A 19,989-nucleotide genomic window follows, 5' to 3' on the forward strand; every position below is an offset into this window, starting at 1 on the left:
GATGTTTCGCATCCTCTTTCGCCTGTATCTGGTGACGATCGTTTCCTACAGCGCGGCGATTTATCTGGTGCCGGATCTGGTGGTCATGGCGTTCCGTGAGCGTTTCGTCACCTATAACCTCGACTATTCGCGCGGCCTGCAATCGCTGATCACCAGACAGTTTCATGCCGCGCCGCATGATCAATGGCCCGCGCTAGCGGCGTCGATGGACAAGGACTTTCAACCGCTGCACATCCTGCTGGCTCGCATCGACAGTGCCGATTTCACCGCGATCGAGCAGGAACGTTTGCGCCGTGGCGAAAACGTTGTGCGCATTGGTGATTGGGGTTGGCGCACGCTGGCGGTGACGCCGCTGGATAACGACACCGCCGTGCAAATGGTCGTGCCGCCGGACCCGCTGGACGTCAATCTGTTGTACTGGAGCATCAACGTGCTGATCGGCGCGAGCCTGTTGGGGTGCTTGCTGCTCTGGCTGCGCCCGCACTGGCGTGATCTGGAACGCCTCAAAGGCACCGCTGAACGTTTCGGTAAAGGCCATCTCAGCGAACGCACGAAGATCACTCCAAGCTCGAACATCGGCAGTCTGGCCAACGTCTTCGACACCATGGCCGGTGACATCGAGAACCTGCTCAACCAGCAACGTGATCTGCTCAACGCAGTTTCCCACGAACTGCGCACACCGTTGACGCGCCTGGATTTCGGCCTGGCGCTGGCGCTGTCCGACGATTTGCCGGCCGCCAGCCGTGAGCGTCTGCTGGGTTTGGTCGCGCACATCCGCGAACTGGACGAACTGGTGCTGGAGCTGCTGTCCTACAGCCGCTTGCAGAACCCAGCGCAACTGCCGGAGCAAGTCGAAGTCTCGCTGGACGAGTTCATCGACAGTATTCTCGGTAGCGTCGACGAAGAACTGGAATCGCCGGAAATCGTCATCGACGTCCTGCTGCACGGGCAACTCGAACGCTTCGCGCTGGATCCGCGGCTGACCGCACGTGCGATCCAGAATCTGCTGCGCAACGCCATGCGTTATTGCGAGAAACGCATCCAGATCGGTGTGCAGGTGAATGCCGAGGGCTGTGAGATTTGGGTGGATGACGACGGCATCGGTATTCCCGATGACGAACGCGAGCGGATCTTTGAGCCGTTTTATCGACTCGACCGCAGTCGCGATCGTGCCACCGGCGGGTTTGGCCTGGGCCTGGCCATCAGTCGCCGGGCACTGGAAGCGCAGGGCGGCACGTTGACCGCGGAGAGCTCGCCGTTGGGTGGGGCGCGGTTTCGGTTGTGGTTGCCGACCACTGCTTAAGAGGTCGGTGATGCCGATGTAGGAGCGAGTTTGCTCGCAAAGGCGTCAGTTCACTCAAAGTAACCGAAACCGCTTTCGCGAGCAGGCTCGCTCCTACAAGGGAGGATCAGATCAGGTCGGTTGACTGGATCAACTTAACGCCGGCCACCTGCATCCGCTCAATTGCCGCCGCCAGCGATCCATTCAAATCGATCGCCCGACACGCATCCAGCACCACAATCGCATTGAATCCCGCCGCCCGCGCATCCAGCGCCGAGTACATCACGCAGAAATCCAGCGCCAGTCCAACCATGTAAACCGTGTCGATCCCGCGTTCTGACAAGTAGCCGGCCAATCCTGTAGTCGTGCGGCGGTCGGCTTCGAGAAAGGCCGAGTAACTGTCGATGTCCGGATTGCAGCCCTTGCGGATCACCAGTTGCGCATGGGGCAGGTCGAGTTCCGGGTGAAATTCGGCGTCGGCACTGGCCTGCACACAATGATCGGGCCACAGCGTCTGTTCACCGTAAGGCAATTGAATGACGTCGTAAGGCTGGCGGCCGGGATGGCTGGAGGCGAACGAGGCGTGCCCGCGCGGGTGCCAGTCCTGGGCGATGACGACTTGCTGGAACTGAAGCGCAAGCTGGTTGATCAGCGGCACGATCCGCTCACCCTCAGGCACTGGCAGGCTGCCGCCGGGGATGAAGTCGTTCTGAACATCGATAACCAGTAATGCAGTGCGAGACGAAATCGGCATAGGTGCAATCCTCCTTGGACAAATCACTTGCCCAGAATAGTGGCAGCGCCTGCTAGGCGGTTAAACGACTTCTCAACAACTGCGCCCGTGCCTGCAGATCTGCTGTGGGCACATGGCCGATCACCATCCACGCGTGTTCGCGTTCGGTCCAATACACGACGTTCATCTCGTGCCGGCGCTCGTTGGCCAACGGCTGGCTGCCGCTGTTCGAACGGGTGATACACAAGGCCAGCGGCCCATGATGCTGATCCAGATAGACGATCTGCGCGATCGGCACGCCGTCGTATTCAAGCAGTTGCGCGCGTTTGAATTCGCCACCGGGCAATTTCAACGCTTCCGCAGAAAGAGTCAGCCCCAGACGTGCATTGATGCTGCGCAGTTGTGCCCGTTGCGTGGCGTCGTCGGAAGGCAAATGCTCAAGGGTCTGCGGCACGTAGAGCGCCATGTAGTCGCTGACCAGACCGCGCCAGTTATGCGCTTGCTGCGCCTGCCAGCCCAGTATCAACCGGTCGGCCAGCACGCCGGCGGCGACCAGCGCTGCCGCCGCGCCGCCGATAAACCAGCGTCGACTCAACCCCGGACGCTCCGGCGAAGGGATCGCATCCAGCCGCGCCTGCAAGCGATCCAGCGGCGCCTGTTGCGCGAGTTCGTCATAGGCGTTTTTGAACGGCAGGTTACTCCGCTCCAGCCATTGCACGCGCAGACTGAGCAGCGGATCCTCGGCGGTTGCCGTGTGCAATTGGCTGCGATAACCCGGGTCGAGTTCGTCGTCCAGATAGGCAACCAGTTGTTCGTCCGAAGGGGTGTTCATGACCGGTCTCCTTCGGTGGTTTTCGGCACCGCTTGCAACGGCGGGTATTCGGCGAGTTTCAGGCGCGCCGTGGCCAGGCGGCTCATCACTGTGCCGATCGGCACTTGCAGGATCTCGGCAACTTCACGGTAGGACAAACCCTCGACATAGGCCAGATACACCGTTTCACGCTGGGTTTCCGGTAGCGCATCGACGCGGCGGATGACTTGGGTGGCCATCACATGGGTGTGGGCGGCGTATTCACCGTCGAAGGTCAGCTGCGTGTCGGCGTCGACATGCCCCGAGCCATGACGCACGCGACGGGCGCGCACTTCGTTGAGCCAGATCGAATGCAGAATGCTCAGCAACCAGCGATCCATGCGCGTGCCGGCCAGGTATTGGCCGGATCGCTCCAGTGCGCGCACGCAAGTGGCCTGGACCAAATCCTCGGCGACGTGGCGATTGCGTGACAGCAGCAAACCGTAGCGCCACAAACGCGTCAGATGCTGTCCGAGTTCGGCTCTGAATGCCTGATCGCTGACGATGATCGTCTCCACTTATAAAAGTCAGGTTTTCGTTGAACCGTTAATGGCTTCAGCCAGATCCTGATATTCCTCACAAGCTGTGCCGCAAATCGACTGGATCTGCTGCAGCTGCTCTTGCGCCAGGTCGACGCGCCCTTTGATCACATAGGCCTCGCCGAGGTATTCGCGCACTTGCGCGTACTGCGGATCGAGTTTCACCGATTGCAGGTAATAGCTGATGCCTTCGTCGGTGCGTCCCAGTTTGCGCGTGGCATAACCGCGATAGTTGAGGGCCTTGGCGGTATTCGGTTGCTTGAGCGTGTCGAGCAACGCCAGTGCCTCCTCGTAACGGCCGGCCTTGGCCAGGCGATAGGCGTAATCGGTGCGGTCGGCGTCGGGCAACAGGCTGCTGGTCTGCAACACGCATTTTTGCGTCTGGCTGTCCCATACCTGGCCTTTCGGGCATTCGGGCTTCTGCACCGGATCCTCTTCGTCACCGTTGGCGAAGGCCAGATGACTGGACATCGCCGCGGCCAGCAGCAACGGGGCGGCGAACATAACGGAACGGATAGTCATGGGCAAGGCTCCACAGGGGGTTATGTTTCACTTTGAACACCACAGGGTGAAATTTTATTCATTGCTTAGTCAGTGACTGTTCCAGTCAGGCACAAATTCCGGCGCTATGCTCGTCAGCGTCTGCCGTTGATCCGAAGCTTGAACCGGAGGGGGAAACTGCCATGAACGAACATCTCCACCATTCCACGGGCGGCTACAAAACCGCCGCTGACACCTACGTCAAAGGACGCCCGGATTACCCGCCGCAGGTCAGCGGCTGGCTGAGCGCGACGTTGGGTCTCGATCGTCATAAAACCGTGATCGATCTGGGCGCCGGCACCGGCAAGTTCACGGGTCGACTGGTGGCGACGGGCGCCCAGGTGATCGCGGTTGAACCGGTGCCGCAGATGCTCGAAAAACTGTCCGATGCCTGGCCTCAAGTGCTGGCAGTCAGCGGCACGGCGACGGACTTACCGTTACCGGACGCCTCGGTCGATGTGGTGGTCTGCGCGCAGGCGTTTCATTGGTTCGCCAGTGCAGACGCGCTGACCGAAATCGCCCGAGTGCTCAAGCCCGGCGGCAAGCTCGGTCTGATCTGGAACCTGCGCGACACAACCGTGAGCTGGGTGCCGAAACTGGACGCCATCGTCAATGCACTGGAGGGCGATACGCCGCGTTACTACACAGGCGAGTGGCGCAAGGCGTTCCCGCATCCGGCGTTCGGGCCGTTGCAGCTGCAGCGCTTTCACAATGGTCACACCGGATCGCCGGAAGACGTGATTTTCAATCGGGTGCGATCGACCAGTTTCATTGCCGCGTTGCCGGACGCGCAGCGGGCGAGGGTGGATGAGCAGATTCGTGAGTTGATCGCGGCCGAGCCTGAGCTTCGAGGCAGGGATGTGCTGACAGTGCCGTATGAGACTGCTGCGTTTGTGGCGGTGAAGGGTAGTTAGATTGGCGGGGCGGCTAATCGCTAGCAGGTCTGGCTCCCACAGGGAATTTGTGAACACAGACAGGCTGGCGATTGGAGCCGCCGCCGATGCCATCCAGTCCCGCATTTGTCCGAACCGCCACTGTGATGCCTTGTTATAGTTCGGGACTCATTTTCAGCCCGGTAAAGGATCACTGCCATGACTCAATACTCCGCTTTCAGCGTCGAACTGGCCGACAACATCGCCCATGTGCAGATCAATCGCCCGGAAAAGATCAATTCGATGAACGCGGCGTTCTGGAGCGAGATCGTCGATATCTTCCAGTGGATCGACGACACCGACGAAGTGCGGGTGGTAGTCCTCAGCGGTAACGGCAAACATTTTTCCTCGGGCATCGACCTGATGATGCTCGCCGGCGTCGCCAATGAATTGGGCAAGGACGTCGGCCGCAATGCGCGTCTGCTGCGGCGCAAGATCCTCACCCTGCAAGCCTCGTTCAATGCCGTCGACAACTGCCGCAAGCCAGTGCTCGCGGCGATTCAAGGTTATTGCCTCGGTGGCGCCATCGATCTGATTGCCGCTTGCGACATGCGCTACGCCGCCGAAGATGCACAATTCTCGATCAAGGAAATCGATATCGGCATGGCCGCCGATGTTGGCACTTTGCAACGGTTGCCACGGATCATCGGTGACGGCATGCTGCGTGAACTGGCTTACACCGGTCGCACGTTCGGTGCTGAAGAGGCGCGCAGCATGGGCCTGGTCAATCGCGTCTACAGCGACAAGGATGCGTTGCTCGAAGGGGTGATCGACATCGCCCGCGAGATCGCCTCGAAGTCGCCGATTGCGGTCACCGGCACCAAGGAAATGATCAGCTACATGCGCGACCATCGCATTGACGACGGTCTCGAATACGTTGCCACCTGGAACGCCGCCATGCTGCAATCCACCGATTTGCGCGTGGCCATGGCCGCCCACATGAGCAAACAGAAACCCGAATTCCTGGACTGAGAAACCATGACAGCTCGCTGGACCACTGCAGTACTCGACACCGATCTACCGGGCGGCTGGGCCGTGGCGCGCAGCCCGGAAGGCTTTCTGTTCGATGACAATGGCGCGCTGTTCCCGCGGGAATGGCTCAAGCGTCAGGACCTGTCGATCCTCGCCGAGCACGGCATTGGCCATCTCGACGGCGAACCGGTGTACCTGCTTGAACTGCGCAGTGCCAGCGAAGTGTCGGGTTGCAACTGGAAAGGCCTGCGGGCGTTCATGCTCGATGGCGATCACACGATCTACAAAGTCTTGGGTTACGCTGCGCAAATCGGCACTTGGGCCCGCGAGCACCGTTTCTGCGGCAATTGTGGCCAGGCAATGACGCAGGTGCCGCGCGAGCGGGCGATGTATTGCCAGCCATGCGATCTGCGCAGCTATCCGCGTATTTCGCCGAGCATGATTGTGCTGATCACTCGCGGTGACGAGATTCTGCTGGCGCGCTCACCGCGTTTCGTCACCGGGGTTTACAGCACGCTGGCCGGGTTTGCCGAGCCGGGCGAGTCTGCCGAGGACTGCCTGATTCGGGAAGTGCGCGAGGAAGTGCAGATCGAGGTGAAGAACATTCAGTATTTGGGCAGCCAGTGCTGGCCGTTCCCGCATTCGATGATGCTCGGCTTCCATGCCGAATATGCCGGTGGCGAGATCGTCTGTCAGGAAGACGAGATCGAAGACGCCCAGTGGTTCAACGTGCACGATCTGCCGCCGTTGCCGGCGTCCAAATCGATTGCCCGTTACCTGATCGACGTCTACGTCGCGCGGCGCTTAGGCCACGCTGAACCAGTGCTGCCAGGCTAGGCGTACGGTCAAACCCAGCACCACCGTGATGAACACCGGCCGAATGAATTTGGCGCCGCCGCTGATCGCGGTGCGCGCGCCAAAGAACGCGCCGACCATCACCGACAGGCCCATGCTCAGGCCGATGATCCAGTCCACCTGCCCGGAAAACACAAACACCGACAGCGCGGCAATGTTGCTGACGAAGTTCATGCTGCGCGCCACGCCGCTGGCCTTGACCAGATCGATCGGGTAGAGCAGCAGGCTGCTGACCGTCCAGAACGCGCCAGTACCGGGGCCGGCCACGCCGTCGTAGAAACCGAGGCTGAAGCCTTGGGTCGATTGCCATTTCTTTTTGATCGGCGCGTCGCTGTCCAGTGGCGCTTTCGGCGTGCCGCCAAACAGCAGATACAAACCGCAAGCGAAGACGATCACCGGGAGCATCTTGTTCAGCCATTCCGCTGGCAGGTAATGGGCGACGACAGCGCCAGTCAAGGCGCCGACGAGTGTGCCGACAATCGCGTGGACCCATTGCCGCGGGTGGAACAGCTTGCGCCGGTAGAAGGTGAAACTGGCGGTGGCCGAACCGAACGTCGAACTGAGTTTGTTGGTGCCCAGCACCAGATGCGGCGGCAGGCCAGCAGTCAACAGCGCCGGGGTGGTCAACAGACCGCCACCGCCGGCGATGGCGTCGATGAAACCGGCAATGAAAGCGACGAGGGCCAGAATGGCGAGGGTGGTGAGGTCAACGCTGAGTTCGAAAGGCATGGAATCGGCTTATTCGGCAGGGCGCAGCACGTGAGCTGCGGGGAGGGCGGTCATGTTACTCATTTCCAAGTGTTGCGGCGAGCGATCGGACGCCATCGCTAGCAGGGCTAGCTCCCACAGGTTTTTGTGGTGTACGAAAGTTCACGTTCACTTTGATCCTGCGTAGAGCGTAAACATCTGTGGGAGCGAGCTTGCTCCCACATTTGAAATCACCGTGAAATTACAGGCCCAGGTCCGACAGGCTCGGGTGATCATCCGGGCGGCGGCCCAGTGGCCAGTGGAACTTGCGTTCGCTTTCTTTTATCGGCATGTCGTTGATGCACGCGTAGCGCTGGAACATCAGACCGTTTTCATCGAACTCCCAGTTTTCGTTGCCGTAGGAGCGGAACCAGTTGCCTGAATCGTCGTGCCATTCGTAGGCATAACGCACGGCAATGCGGGTGTCGGAGTAGGCCCAGAGTTCCTTGATCAAACGGTAATCCAGTTCTTTCGCCCATTTACGCGTGAGGAATGCCTTGGCCTCTTCGCGGTTATTGGCGAATTCGGCGCGGTTGCGCCATTTGGTGTCGAGGGTGTAGGCGAGCGATACCCGTTCCGGATCGCGGGAGTTCCAGCCGTCCTCGGCCAGACGGACTTTTTCGATGGCCGATTCATGGTTGAACGGCGGCAATGGCGGGCGTTGCTGGGCTGCAGTAGACATGTTCAGTCTCCCAATCTGATTAATCATTGAACAACAAGTCCGGCTTATTAAGGCATTACAGGTCCAATAACTTTCGCGCCATGCATTGCGCATTATCGGCCGCACTGTGATCACCCATCACAAGCGCTACGGTAATGGCACCGTCAATCAGGATCAGCAACTGTTTAGCCAGCAGTTGCGGGTCTTCGGCGCCATGTTCGGTACACAGCTCGCACACGTAGTCGAGCAGCTTCTGTTTGTGTTCTTTGGCAACCAGCCGCACGGGGCTTTGCGGGTCGCCGGTCTCGCCGCTGGTGTTGATGAACGCGCAGCCGCGAAAGCCTTCCGAGGCGAACCAGCCTTTAAGCACGGTAAACAGGTTGAGCAGGCGATCGGCCGGGGTTTCGGCCTGATCGACGGCGTTGCTGTACCAGTGCATCCAGCGGATGTCGCGGCGTTGCAGTGCGGCGGCGACGAGTTCATCTTTATCTGCAAAGTAACGGTAGATGCTTTTTCTCGAGACGCCGGCAGTTTTCACCAGAAGATCCATGCTGGTGGCAGCGATGCCACTTTTGTAGATCAGTTTTTCGGTGACATCCAGAATGATGTCGCGTGTGTCAGTGCTAGTGATTTCGTTCATGCTGTGCACAGTAGAACGGTTGTTCTCCTTGGTCAAGCGAAGATATTTGTTGAGTATTGATCGTTCCCACGCTCCGCGTGGGAATGCAGCCAGGAACGCTCTGCGTTCCCAAAGAGCCGAACGCGGAGCGTCCGTTGAGGCGTCCCCACGCAGAGCGTGGGAACGAGCCTTCGGCGGGCAGACCCGAAGGATGTGATGGTGTAAGCTCTCGGGTTCTTCGGATTCGACCCATTGCGAGCCCTATGCCGTTGCTTTTCAAACGTTCCTTGCTGCCCAAACTGCGCAGCTTTCCGCTGACCGCCGAGGCCGTGACCATTCTGTCCGGCGCCGCCGAGTTCCGTCGTTGCCTGCTTGAGAAAATCGCCGCAGCGACCCAACGCATCTACATCGTCGCGCTGTACTTGCAGCAGGACGAAGCCGGTCAGGAAATCCTCGATGCCCTCCATGCCGCCAAGCTCAAGCGGCCCGAGCTGGAAATCGCCGTGGTCGTTGATTGGCTGCGCGCCCAGCGCGGATTGATCGGTGCCGGCAAGCAGCCGGGCAATTCGGCGTGGTATCAGGAAATGACCCGCACGCACCAGAGCGAAGTGCCGGTGTACGGCGTGCCGGTGCAGACCCGCGAACTGTTCGGCGTCCTGCACTTGAAGGGCTTCGTGATCGACGATTGCGTGGTTTACAGCGGCGCGAGCCTGAACAACGTCTATCTGCACAAGTTCGACAAATACCGTTTCGACCGCTACCACGTCCTGCAAAGCCGTGAACTCGCCGACTCGATGCATCACCTGGTCAAGCATGGTCTGATCGAATCAAAAGCCGTGCATCGGCTCGACCTGCCGAACCTGCCGACCACGCGCAGCCTGCGCAACGACATCGGCGACCTGCGCAGCCGTCTCAAATACGCGACGTACGACACCGCCACCGGCAGCACGACCCGAGACGGTTTGTCGGTGACCCCGTTGCTGGGCGTCGGCAAGAACAACCCGCTGAACCGAGCGATTCTCGAACTGATCGCCAGCGCGCAAACCCAGCTGACCATTTGCACGCCGTACTTCAACCTGCCGCTGGGGGTGATCCGCGAGATCAACCGCGCGTTGGCGCGTGGCGTGAAAATTGACATCGTCGTCGGCGACAAGACCGCCAACGACTTCTATATTCCGCCAAGTGAGCCGTTCAAGGTGATTGCGGCGCTGCCGTATCTGTACGAGATCAGCCTGCGTCGTTTCGCCAAACGGCATCAGCGCAACATCGACAGCGGCCAGTTGAACCTGCACTTGTGGCGCGATGGCGACAACACCTATCACCTCAAGGGCATGTGGATCGATCAGCGCTATACGCTGCTGACCGGCAACAACCTCAATCCACGGGCGTTCCGCCTGGATCTGGAGAATGCGTTGTTGATTGATGACCCGAAAGGCGAGTGGCTGGAGCCGCGGGCGAAAGAGCTGGAAGAGATTTTCCGCAATACCACGCGGATCGACAGCTTTCAGACTCTGGAGACGTTGCCGGAATACCCGGCCGGGGTGGCCAAGTTTCTCAAGCGGGTGAGTCGGGTGCGGATTGAGCGGTTGCTGTACCGGATTCTCTAACAATCGAAATTATCTAGCGCGGCTGATAAAGCCTTCGCGAGCAAGCTCGCTCCCACAGTTGGAATGCATTCCCATGTGGGAGCGAGCCTGCTCGCGAAGGGGCCCGCTCAGACGCTACAAAAAATCAATTCAGACCCAACTTCCCACGCAACGTGGACAAGTCTTCAGCCAGTGTATTCACCGGCCCTACCAGCGCTTTACGGTCGTTATCCTTCACCTTGTCGTAAGTCTCAAACCCACCGTCCTTGGTTTTGTACTTGGCCAGAATCTTGTCGACCGTCGCGAAGTTCTTGTCGACCTTAGCGATGAACGCCTTGTCCTGCTTCTCGATCTGTGGACGGAACAGATCGACGATTTTCTTCGCGCCGTCGATGTTGCCCTGGAAGTCGTACAGGTCGGTGTGACTGTAGCGATCTTCTTCGCCGGATATCTTGGTCGCGGCGACTTCTTCCAGCAGCGCAGCAGCGCCACCGACGACTTTCTCAGGCGGGAAGGTCAGGCCAGCCACGCGGGTTTGCAGGTCTTTGACGTCGCTGTTGAGCTTGTCCGGCAGTTCGTTGAGGCCCTGGGTGCTTTTCTCCGAGAACAGCGTGTATTCAATGCGGTGGAAACCGGTGAAGTCTTCAGCCTTTACGCCTTTCTCATGGTCGTCGACGCGGGAGTCGATGGACGCATCGAGGTCACTGAACAGCTCGGCGATCGGCTCGATCGACTCGTAGTAAACGCGGGTCGGTGCGTAGAGTTTTTGCGCAGTGGCGAGGTCGCCTTTTTTAACCGCATCGGTGAACTGTTGGGTATGGCTGCCCAGTTCATCGAGTTTTTCGGTGACGTAAATCTTGTAGTCCGACACCGGCCCGACCAGATCCAGCGGCGCCGTGGCGGCGAACGCCGACAGCGGGGTGTTGAGCAAACCAAGGGTCAGCAATAACGCGAGTGGCGTCTTTTTCATGGGGGCGGCTCCAGTGTGGGAATGTTGTTTTATGCAGCTGTTTTCGGTTGTGTGGCATTGAGCAGCGAGCGACCGATGAAATCCTTGTCGCCCGTGACACCCGGCAGGGTGAAGAAATAGCCGCCGCCGACCGGTTTGAGGTATTCCTCAAGCGGTTCGCCGTTAAGGCGGGTCTGCACGGTGATGAAGCCTTTTTCCAGGTCGGCCTGGTAACAGATGAACAGCAGGCCCATGTCGAGCTGACCGTTCTTGTTGACGCCGTTGGAATAGTTGAAGGGCCGGCGCAGGATCAGGTTGGCCTGGCTCGCGGCGGTGCGCGGGTTGGCCAAGCGAATGTGCGCGTCGAGTTTGGTCAGCTTGCCTTCCGGGTCTTTGTGGTAATCCGGCACTTCAGTTTCGTGTTTGCTACCGATGGGCGCTCCGGTGGTTTTCACCCGGCCGAGGATGCTTTCCTGTTCCTGCAACGGCGTGCGATCCCAGCGTTCGACGAAGTTGCGGATGATCCGCACCGCTTGATAGCTGCCGTGCGCGGCCCATGCCGGTTCGTCGCTGCCCGGTTGCACCCAGACGATGCTGTCCATGGCTTTCGCATCGTTGGAATTCGGGTTGGCCGAGCCGTCGCGGAAACCGAGGAAATTGCGCGCCGATTGCGCCGGCACACCGGGTTTCGCCGGAGCTTGCGGCGGCACGCTGCCTTCCTGTTTCCAACGCACCAGCAGCAGGTCGGGCAGGTTTTTGACGATGTCGCGCAGGGCGTGGATGTTGGTGTCGGTGGTGTTCGAGCAAAACTGCAGGCTCAGGTCGCCGTGGCAGCAATCGGCTTCCAGCGCATCGTTGGGGAAACCGACCATGCGGATCAGGCGCTTGGGCTTGGCGTCGGCCAGACCGAAACGCTCGTCGAACAGCGATTCGCCGACGGAAACGGTGATGGTCAGGTTGTCCGGCGTCACGTTCGGGCCGAGGATGCCGGAGTCCGGCGGCGGCAGTTTCGGATCGATCTGCGCGACCGGGCCGCCCTTCATCAGGAAGGCGATGCGCTCATTGAGGGTGCGGAACAGCCGCTCCAGGTCTTCACGGTCACTGGCCAGCACATCGAACGAAACCAGCATGCCCGACGCCGGACGCGGGGTGACGATGCCGGTCTGGTGTACGCCGTGGAAATCATGGCGGTCTTCGGTTTTGTCGCTGCTCGGTGCTTCGGTGACCTGTGCGGGCGCGGCGGCCATCGCCGGGCAGCTCAGGGCTGAGCCGGCGAGGGCCACACCGGCGGCGCCCATGCCCATCAGGACACGGCGACGTTGCAGGTTGAGTGTTTCTGAATCGTTCATCGGTATTCGTCTTCTGCTTACAGGCCGGAGAGGCCGAGGGCGGGATCAATGCCATCAAGCGCGTCGGCCAGAGCCTGGGCCTTGTCGGCGATCTGCTTGCGTTGTTCGCCGCTGACGGAGTCGTAGCTGGCGTAGCCGTCCTTGATCTTGTAGCTGTTGAGTTCTGTGTCGAAGTCGGCCAGGGCCTTGTCGATTTTCGGCAGCAGGTCGGCGGCGGATTTACTCAGCATCGGCCGCAGCAGATCGACGACTTTGTGTGCAGTTGCGGCATTTGCAGCGAAACCGTTGAGGTCGCTGTGGCTGTAGCGTTCTTCTTCACCGCTGGCGGCGCGCACGTCGGCCAGGGTGTTGAGGTTGCGCACGACGATGTTGACCAGTTGCTCGGGTGGCAGGCTCTGCGCGAGCAGTTGCTGTTTAAGCGTGGTGACGTCGCTGAGCAGGCGCTGGGCCACGGGCGCCAACTCATCGAGTTTGCGCTGTTGGAACAGGCCGAATTCGAGGCGGTGGAAGCCGACGAAGGCCGGATCCTGTTCGCGTTTTTCGAAGTAATCGGCGCGGGCGTTGATGCTGTTGTCCAGCTCGGCCAGGCGTTGCGCCGCCGGGGCCAGACGCTGATAAGCGGCACGGGCCGGCAGGTAAAGCGCCTGAGCCTGACTCAAATCTCCGCTTTCGATGGCTTGATTCAGCGCAGTCACGGCTTTGATCAACGCGCTGCTTTGGCTGGCCAGATACACGCGGAACTCCGACAGCGGGCCGACGAAGGCAACCATCGACGGTTTGGCTTTGGCGGCCGCATCAGAGGCGGCAGTCGGCGTCACATGCAACGTCCCGCGCGGGTTACTGAGCAATCCGCAGGTGATCGCGTAATCGCCGGGTTGCAGATTGGCGTTGATCACTTGGCTCAGGCCGGGAGCGATGTTTTCGCGTTCTTCGACGACCAGCACACCGTCAAGAATTTCCCATTCCACCGCGCGGTCGGAGCGGTTGACGATGCGGAAACTGGCGCGGCCGGCCGGCACGGTCAGCGCGTTCGGCTCGCAGCTGCCCGGATGGATGTTCACCACCACTTCATCGTGATTGTGCTGACGCTTGGCTGCGGCCATTTTCGAGGCGTACCAGAACAGGCCACCGGCAGCGATCATGATGACCACCGAACCGGCCACCGCCCAGCGCAAGGCGCGGGGAGGCGAGGCCTGAGGAGTATTAGGCTTTGACATGAATGCCCTTATTGGCTGGAAACGGAAGACGATTGTGCGGAGGGCTTCGGCGCGGGAGCCGGGTAAAAGAACATCACCAACGCCACCACCAGATAAATCAGATACGCGCCGAGGGTGCTGACGGTCGGCGCATCCTGATAACCGAACATGCCGGCCAGCACCGAGCCCAGCGGGCCGTCCATCGGCAGCGTCGCGCTGAAGTCGAAGAGCACGGTCTGCAGGTGATTCCATAGCCCGGCTTCATGCAGGGCCTGCACCGAGTTGGCGAGAATCCCGGCGGCGACTACCAGAATGAACAGGCCGGTCCACTTGAAGAACGCCGAAAGATTCAGGCGCATGCTGCCGCTGTAGATGAGGAAACCGACGATGATCGCCAGAATCAAGCCGAGCAGGGCACCGATCGGCGCGCCCGGGCCTTCGCTTTGCTGGAACACGGCGAGCAGGAAAAACACCGTTTCCAGACCTTCGCGGGCCACGGCGAAGAAGACCATGGCGATCAAGGCGATCACTTGATGCTTTGAAGAAGTCAGTGCGTGATCCAGCGAGGCTTGCAGCGAGTGTTTGATCGAACGCGCGACTTTGCGCATCCAGAACACCATCGAGCTAAGAATGCCCACGGCGACCAACCCGACGATGCCTTCGAACAGTTCCTGCTGCTTTTGCGGGAATTCAGCACTGACCAGTTCCAGACCGCCACCAACCAGCAGGGCGAGGGCGGCGGCGAGGAAAACCCCGATCCACACGGCGGGCATCCATTGGCCACGGCCGGTTTGCTGGAGGTAGCTGGCAATGATGCCAACGATCAGCGCGGCTTCAATGCCTTCGCGCAGCATGATCAGAAAGGGAACGAGCATTCGGTGTCCAATAAGTCATTTGTAGAGGTTACAAGTTGTAACATAATGACAACCATTCTCACATGACAATCATTGACACAAACCTGAACACAAGCTGAACAAGTTAAAGAACAACCATTCTCATGCGCGAGGCACCGATTCATCGTGGGAACTAGCCCTGCTAGCGATTGGCGGTGTGTCAGTTGAAGGAATATTCGACCGGGACGGCCTCATCGCTAGCAGGGCTAGCTAGCTCCAACAGGGGATCTGTGTGGTGTTTGAGGTAAGATGCCGGTCACTCAAAAACAACAAGGTTCACCGCGTTCCATGTCGGAAAAAGACACCATCGCCGTTCAACTGGTGCGTGAAGCGCTGCTGCAAAGTTGTGCCCCGGGCGTGGCCACGGAAGAAGTCTTGAACAAGGTCGGCATTGCGCCGACGCTGCTGCAAACCGAGCAGGGCCGGGTTCCAGCCTCGCAGTACGCCAAGCTCTGGCGGCTATTGGCCCGACGCGGTGATGACGAGTTTTTTGGCATGGACCCGCGCAAGCTCAAGTCCGGCAGCCTCGAATTTCTCTGTCGCAGTGCGATGGCGCAATCGACGCTGTCGGCGGGTTTGAGCACGGGTTTAAGTTTTCTCTCGTTGATGCTCGAGCGCATGCCGGCGCAGTTGGTGCACCAGCAGAGTCTCGCCGAGATCGTTTTGCTGGAAGACGATCCCGAACCGCGTCGCGCCTTCACCTATTTCACCTATTGGATGATCGTCCACGGCGTGGCCTGCTGGCTGGCCGGGCGGCGGATTCCGATCTTGGCGATTGAGTTGCGTTGCCCTGAACCGGGCTTCACCGACGATTACCGAGTGATGTTCTCGGAAAACCTGCGTTTCGACCGGCCACGCACGCGGATGATTTTCTCGGCTGATTGCCTGGACCTGCCAATCAAGCGTTCAGCTGAAGAGTTGAAGCGTTTTCTGGCCCATGCGCCGGCCAATATTCTGGTCAAGTACCGCGATCCCGAAAGCCTGGCCAGTCGGATCAAGCAGGATTTGCGGCAGTTGCCCGCCGAGCAATGGCCGGAAACCGAGGCGTTGGCCCAGCAGTTGTGTATGTCGGCCTCGACCTTGCGCCGGCGTCTGGCCGAGGAAGGGCAGACGTATCAGGGGCTCAAGGACAGTGTGCGCAAGGAATTGGCGATCATCTGGCTGGCGGAGCCTTCGATCAGTTTTGTCGAGATTGCCAGCCGTTTGGGATTTGCTGACGCGAGTTCGTTTTACAAGGCGTTTCGCAAATGGTCGGGATCGAATCCGGGCCACTACCGCACGCTGATCCTGAATGAGGTTGTCTGATCCGGCGCCATCGCCAGCAGGGCTGGCTCCCACAGGGGATTTGTGCACGACGCGAAAACCTGTGGAAGCTAGCCTGATGATCGCTCCCACGCGGAGCGGGGGAACGATCGGTGTGGCAAGGCATGGCCAAACCAGTCAGCCACTTTGATAGCTTTGACCATTGCCGCCACAGCCCCACAGCGCGACTATCCCTCTGTTGTTTACGGTTCCCAGCCTAATAAAAACACAGAGGGATTCTGGCAATGCGCGATTACTTGTCTGCCACCGAACAGTTCAACTATCAGCACACCGTGGATGCCGCGCTCAGCGGTACGCTGGAGGCGCTCAACGCTTGCGTCGAATGCTGCGACCGCCATGCCTTGCCGGGGCGCATCGCGCTGTTCTGGGAGGGCCGCGACGGCGCCAGTGCGACGTACACCTTCAGTGATCTGCAAGACAACGCCGCGCGTTTCGCCAATTTCCTTCTCGCCGAAGGCGTGCAGAGGGGCGACAAAGTCGCTGGTCTGCTGCCGCGCAATATCGAATTGCTCATCACCGTGCTCGCCACCTGGCGCATCGGCGCGGTGTATCAGCCGTTGTTCACCGCGTTCGGCCCCAAAGCCCTCGAACACCGTCTGAATACCTCCGGCGCCAAAGTCGTGGTGACCGATGCGGTCAACCGGCCGAAACTCACTGAAATCGCCGACTGCCCAACACTCGTCACTGTGGGCGGCGCCAAAGGGCAAGGCATCGTCCGTGGCGATTTCAGTTTCTGGGCCGAACTGGCCAATTTTTCCAACGTCTGCGAGCCAGTGCTGCTGACCGGCGAAGACCCGTTCCTGCTGATGTTCACCTCGGGCACCACAGGCCCGTCGAAAGCACTGTCGGTGCCGCTCAAAGCCATCGTCGCGTTCCAGAGCTACACCCGCGACGCCGTCGATCTGCGCCCGGAAGATTCGTTCTGGAACGTCGCCGATCCGGGTTGGGCCTACGGCATTTATTTCGGCGTCACCGGCCCGTTGTCGATGGGGCACCCGATCACTTTCTACGATGGCCCGTTCACCCTCGAAAGCACCTGCCGGGTGATCAACAAATACGGCATCACCAATCTCACCGGCTCGCCGACGGCCTATCGACTGCTGATCGCCGGCGGTGACGAGTTCGCCAAGTCGATCAAGGGCAAGCTGCGTATCGTCAGCAGCGCCGGCGAGCCATTGAACCCGGAGGTGATTCGCTGGTTCGCCGACAACCTCGGCGTGGTCATTCACGACCACTACGGCCAGACCGAACTGGGCATGGTGCTGTGCAACCACCACGGCTTCGAACATCCGGTGCACCTCGGCGCCGCCGGTTTCGCCTCGCCGGGCCATCGCATCGTCGTACTCGATGACCAATACAACGAGCTCGGTGTCGGCCAGCCCGGCATTCTCGCCATCGACCGTCCGCAATCGCCGATGTGCTGGTTCGGCGGCTACGAAGGCGCGCCGACCAAGGCGTTCGTCGGCGACTACTACTTGAGCGGCGACACCGTCGAGTGGAATCCGGACGGCAGCATCAGTTTCGTCGGCCGCAGCGATGACGTGATTACCACCTCCGGCTACCGCGTCGGCCCGTTCGACGTCGAAAGCGCGTTGATCGAACACCCGGCGGTGGTCGAAGCGGCGGTGGTCGGTAAACCCGATCCGGAGCGCACCGAACTGGTCAAAGCCTTCGTCGTGCTCAGTGCGCAATACCGCGCCGCGCCGGAGCTGGCTGAAGAACTGCGCCAACACGTGCGCAAACGTCTGGCCGCGCATGCGTACCCCCGAGAAATCGAATTTGTCAGCGAATTGCCCAAGACCCCGAGTGGCAAATTGCAGCGCTTTATCTTGCGCAACCAGGAAATCGCCAAGGCTCAAGAGGCCGCGGCGCATAACGTTTCAGCTTGAATCAGGAAAGACAGTCATGCAGATCGAGAACAAGGTTTTTATCGTCACCGGCGGTGCGTCTGGCCTAGGCGCGGCCACCGCTGAATTGCTGGTGAATGCCGGCGCGAAAGTGATGCTGGTGGACATGAACGCCGAAGCGGTTGCCGCCCAGGCTCAGCGTCTGGGCGCGCAAAGCGTGGTGGCCGACATCAGCAATGAAGCCGCTGCTGAAGCCGCCGTGCAAGCGACCGTCAAAGCCTTCGGCAGCCTCAACGGTCTGGTCAACTGCGCCGGCATCGTCCGTGGCGAGAAGATCCTCGGCAAGAACGGTCCGCATGCGCTGAGCAGTTTCGCCCAAGTGATCAACGTCAACCTGATCGGCAGCTTCAACATGCTGCGTCTGGCCGCTGCGGCGATTGCCGAATCTGATGCAAACGCTGACGGCGAGCGCGGCGTGATCATCAACACGGCCTCGGTTGCAGCCTTCGACGGCCAGATCGGTCAGGCAGCTTACGCGGCATCGAAAGGTGCGATCGCCAGCCTGACGCTGCCCGCCGCCCGTGAACTGGCGCGCTTCGGCATCCGCGTGATGACCATCGCCCCGGGGATTTTCGAAACCCCGATGATGGCCGGCATGACCCCGGAGGTGCGTGACTCCCTGGCCGCCGGCGTGCCGTTCCCGCCGCGGCTCGGCAAACCTGCCGAATACGCCGCGCTGGTTAGGCATATCATCGAAAACAGCATGCTCAACGGCGAGGTGATCCGTCTCGACGGCGCCTTGCGCATGGCCGCCAAGTAAGGAGGATTTGTCATGACCATTTCCAACGATCCGATTGTTATCGTCAGTGCCGTGCGCACGCCCATGGGCGGCTTTCAGGGCGAACTGAAAAGCCTCACTGCGCCGCAACTCGGCGCCGCAGCGATCAAGGCTGCGGTCGAACGCGCCGGTGTCGCCAGTGATTCTGTTGATGAAGTGCTGTTTGGTTGCGTATTGCCGGCGGGGCTCGGTCAGGCGCCGGCGCGTCAGGCTGCGCTGGGCGCCGGGCTGGATAAATCGACCCGCTGCACCACGGTCAACAAGATGTGCGGCTCGGGCATGGAAACCACCATTCTTGCTCACGACATGCTGATGGCGGGTAGCGCCGATGTGGTGATCGCCGGCGGCATGGAAAGCATGTCCAACTCGCCGTATCTGCTGGACCGTGCCCGCGCCGGTTACCGCATGGGCCATGGTCGAGTGCTTGATTCGATGTTTCTCGACGGCCTCGAAGACGCTTACGACAAGGGTCGGCTGATGGGCACGTTTGCCGAAGATTGCGCCGAGACCAACCACTTCAGCCGCGAGGCGCAAGACGCCTTTGCCATCGCCTCGACTACTCGCGCGCAGCAGGCGATCCAGGACGGCAGCTTCAAGGCCGAAATCGTCCCGCTGACCGTGACCGTCGGTAAAGAGCAGGTGCTGATCAGCAATGACGAGCAGCCACCGAAAGCCAAACTGGACAAGATCGCCTCGCTGAAACCGGCGTTTCGTGAAGGCGGCACGGTGACGGCGGCGAACTCCAGTTCGATCTCTGACGGCGCTGCGGCGCTGGTGCTGATGCGTCAGTCGCAGGCGCAGAAGCTCGGTCTCAAGCCGTTGGCTGTCATTCATGGCCACGCCGCATTCGCCGACACGCCGGGCCTGTTTCCCGTGGCGCCGATCGGTGCGATCAAGAAGCTGATCAACAAGACCGGCTGGTCGCTGGGTGATGTCGATCTGTTCGAGGTCAACGAAGCGTTTGCCGTGGTCGGCATGGCGGCGATGACGCATCTGGAAATCCCGCATGACAAGTTGAATGTGCATGGCGGTGCCTGTGCGCTGGGGCATCCGATTGGTGCGTCGGGGGCACGGATTCTGGTGACGTTGCTGTCGGCGCTGCGCCAGAGAAAACTCAAACGCGGGATCGCCGCGATCTGCATCGGCGGCGGCGAAGCCACGGCGATGGCCGTGGAATGCCTCTATTGATCGCTAAATAGCCCACGTGGGAGCGAGCCTGCTCGCGAAGGCGTTCTGTCAGTCAACACTTGCTTCGCTGATACACCGCTTTCGCGAGCA

General features: G+C 60.3%; 20 protein-coding genes. 9 read left to right on the top strand and 11 right to left on the bottom strand.

Annotation, left to right across the window (positions count from 1 at the left end; all coding sequences use genetic code 11):
- Nucleotide 1 precedes the first annotated feature (1 nt).
- Nucleotides 2–1,303 carry an ATP-binding protein gene (locus tag ACQ4OE_RS02965; RefSeq protein WP_430945612.1) on the top strand — a complete coding sequence of 434 codons (1,302 nt, stop codon included), beginning with the start codon at nt 2–4 and terminating at the stop codon, nt 1,301–1,303.
- Nucleotides 1,304–1,409: 106 nt separating this feature from the next.
- Here the strand turns inward: ACQ4OE_RS02965 and pncA are convergent, their stop codons facing one another.
- The 4 genes from pncA to ACQ4OE_RS02985 form a co-directional block, all read right to left on the bottom strand.
- Nucleotides 1,410–2,036, bottom strand: a complete 627-nt coding sequence (gene pncA, locus ACQ4OE_RS02970; RefSeq protein WP_430945613.1) for a bifunctional nicotinamidase/pyrazinamidase — start codon at nt 2,034–2,036, stop codon at nt 1,410–1,412.
- A 52-nt stretch (nt 2,037–2,088) separates the two neighbouring features.
- Nucleotides 2,089–2,847 (bottom strand): transcriptional regulator, encoded by a 759-nt coding sequence (locus tag ACQ4OE_RS02975; RefSeq protein WP_430945614.1) that lies wholly within the window; start codon nt 2,845–2,847, stop codon nt 2,089–2,091.
- Nucleotides 2,844–3,329, bottom strand: coding sequence for an RNA polymerase sigma factor (locus ACQ4OE_RS02980; RefSeq protein WP_430945763.1), 486 nt, complete (start codon nt 3,327–3,329; stop codon nt 2,844–2,846). Before ACQ4OE_RS02980 ends, ACQ4OE_RS02975 begins: the two co-directional genes overlap by 4 nt.
- Nucleotides 3,330–3,392: 63 nt before the next feature.
- A complete protein-coding gene (locus ACQ4OE_RS02985) occupies nt 3,393–3,926 on the bottom strand; it encodes a tetratricopeptide repeat protein (protein WP_430945615.1) in 534 nt (177 codons plus the stop codon).
- 161 nt (nt 3,927–4,087) lie between these two features.
- Here ACQ4OE_RS02985 and ACQ4OE_RS02990 point away from each other — a divergent pair, with 161 nt between their 5' ends.
- The 3 genes from ACQ4OE_RS02990 (at nt 4,088) to nudC (ending at nt 6,685) form a co-directional block, all read left to right on the top strand.
- Nucleotides 4,088–4,858 carry a class I SAM-dependent methyltransferase gene (locus ACQ4OE_RS02990; protein ID WP_430945616.1) on the top strand — a complete coding sequence of 257 codons (771 nt, stop codon included), beginning with the start codon at nt 4,088–4,090 and terminating at the stop codon, nt 4,856–4,858.
- Between the two features lie 177 nt (nt 4,859–5,035).
- The gene (locus ACQ4OE_RS02995) at nt 5,036–5,848 is read left to right on the top strand and encodes a crotonase/enoyl-CoA hydratase family protein (protein ID WP_430945617.1); all 813 of its coding nucleotides are present in this window, start codon (nt 5,036–5,038) and stop codon (nt 5,846–5,848) included.
- 6 nt (nt 5,849–5,854) lie between these two features.
- Complete coding sequence (gene nudC / locus ACQ4OE_RS03000) at nt 5,855–6,685, top strand: NAD(+) diphosphatase (protein ID WP_430945618.1); 831 nt, start codon at nt 5,855–5,857, stop codon at nt 6,683–6,685.
- Here nudC and ACQ4OE_RS03005 read toward each other — a convergent pair.
- The 3 genes from ACQ4OE_RS03005 to ACQ4OE_RS03015 all read right to left on the bottom strand — a co-directional run bounded on the left by ACQ4OE_RS03005 (nt 6,653) and on the right by ACQ4OE_RS03015 (nt 8,751).
- On the bottom strand, nt 6,653–7,432 hold the full coding sequence (locus ACQ4OE_RS03005) for a TSUP family transporter (RefSeq protein WP_116030382.1): 780 nt from the start codon (nt 7,430–7,432) through the stop codon (nt 6,653–6,655). The genes nudC and ACQ4OE_RS03005 overlap by 33 nt on opposite strands.
- A gap of 220 nt (nt 7,433–7,652) precedes the next feature.
- Nucleotides 7,653–8,132 carry a DUF1348 family protein gene (locus tag ACQ4OE_RS03010; protein ID WP_430945619.1) on the bottom strand — a complete coding sequence of 160 codons (480 nt, stop codon included), beginning with the start codon at nt 8,130–8,132 and terminating at the stop codon, nt 7,653–7,655.
- Between the two features lie 55 nt (nt 8,133–8,187).
- The gene (locus ACQ4OE_RS03015) at nt 8,188–8,751 is read right to left on the bottom strand and encodes a TetR/AcrR family transcriptional regulator (RefSeq protein WP_430945620.1); all 564 of its coding nucleotides are present in this window, start codon (nt 8,749–8,751) and stop codon (nt 8,188–8,190) included.
- Nucleotides 8,752–8,993: 242 nt separating this feature from the next.
- On the opposite strand from ACQ4OE_RS03015, the gene pssA reads away from it, so the two are divergent.
- Complete coding sequence (pssA, locus tag ACQ4OE_RS03020; RefSeq protein WP_430945621.1) at nt 8,994–10,337, top strand: CDP-diacylglycerol--serine O-phosphatidyltransferase; 1,344 nt, start codon at nt 8,994–8,996, stop codon at nt 10,335–10,337.
- 124 nt (nt 10,338–10,461) lie between these two features.
- Here pssA and efeO (ACQ4OE_RS03025) read toward each other — a convergent pair whose 3' ends face one another.
- The 4 genes from efeO (ACQ4OE_RS03025) to efeU are packed head-to-tail and all read right to left on the bottom strand — an operon-like array spanning nt 10,462 to nt 14,685.
- A complete protein-coding gene (gene efeO, locus ACQ4OE_RS03025) occupies nt 10,462–11,286 on the bottom strand; it encodes an iron uptake system protein EfeO (RefSeq protein WP_430945622.1) in 825 nt (274 codons plus the stop codon).
- 29 nt (nt 11,287–11,315) lie between these two features.
- Entirely contained in the window at nt 11,316–12,614 is a 1,299-nt protein-coding gene (gene efeB / locus ACQ4OE_RS03030; RefSeq protein WP_430945623.1) for an iron uptake transporter deferrochelatase/peroxidase subunit, read from the bottom strand.
- 17 nt (nt 12,615–12,631) lie between these two features.
- Nucleotides 12,632–13,831, bottom strand: coding sequence for an iron uptake system protein EfeO (efeO, locus tag ACQ4OE_RS03035; protein WP_430945624.1), 1,200 nt, complete (start codon nt 13,829–13,831; stop codon nt 12,632–12,634).
- 8 nt (nt 13,832–13,839) lie between these two features.
- Nucleotides 13,840–14,685 carry an iron uptake transporter permease EfeU gene (gene efeU, locus ACQ4OE_RS03040; RefSeq protein ID WP_105706568.1) on the bottom strand — a complete coding sequence of 282 codons (846 nt, stop codon included), beginning with the start codon at nt 14,683–14,685 and terminating at the stop codon, nt 13,840–13,842.
- A 306-nt stretch (nt 14,686–14,991) separates the two neighbouring features.
- On the opposite strand from efeU, the gene ACQ4OE_RS03045 reads away from it, so the two are divergent.
- The 4 genes from ACQ4OE_RS03045 to ACQ4OE_RS03060 all read left to right on the top strand — a co-directional run bounded on the left by ACQ4OE_RS03045 (nt 14,992) and on the right by ACQ4OE_RS03060 (nt 19,899).
- On the top strand, nt 14,992–16,008 hold the full coding sequence (locus tag ACQ4OE_RS03045) for an AraC family transcriptional regulator (protein ID WP_430945625.1): 1,017 nt from the start codon (nt 14,992–14,994) through the stop codon (nt 16,006–16,008).
- Between the two features lie 242 nt (nt 16,009–16,250).
- Nucleotides 16,251–17,915, top strand: a complete 1,665-nt coding sequence (locus tag ACQ4OE_RS03050) for an AMP-binding protein (RefSeq protein WP_430945626.1) — start codon at nt 16,251–16,253, stop codon at nt 17,913–17,915.
- A gap of 16 nt (nt 17,916–17,931) precedes the next feature.
- The gene (locus tag ACQ4OE_RS03055) at nt 17,932–18,693 is read left to right on the top strand and encodes an SDR family NAD(P)-dependent oxidoreductase (RefSeq protein ID WP_430945627.1); all 762 of its coding nucleotides are present in this window, start codon (nt 17,932–17,934) and stop codon (nt 18,691–18,693) included.
- 12 nt (nt 18,694–18,705) lie between these two features.
- On the top strand, nt 18,706–19,899 hold the full coding sequence (locus tag ACQ4OE_RS03060) for an acetyl-CoA C-acyltransferase (protein ID WP_430945628.1): 1,194 nt from the start codon (nt 18,706–18,708) through the stop codon (nt 19,897–19,899).
- Nucleotides 19,900–19,989 lie beyond the last annotated feature (90 nt).

The sequence above is a fragment of the Pseudomonas sp. WC2 genome, assembly GCF_050586545.1.
Taxonomy (GTDB): domain Bacteria; phylum Pseudomonadota; class Gammaproteobacteria; order Pseudomonadales; family Pseudomonadaceae; genus Aquipseudomonas.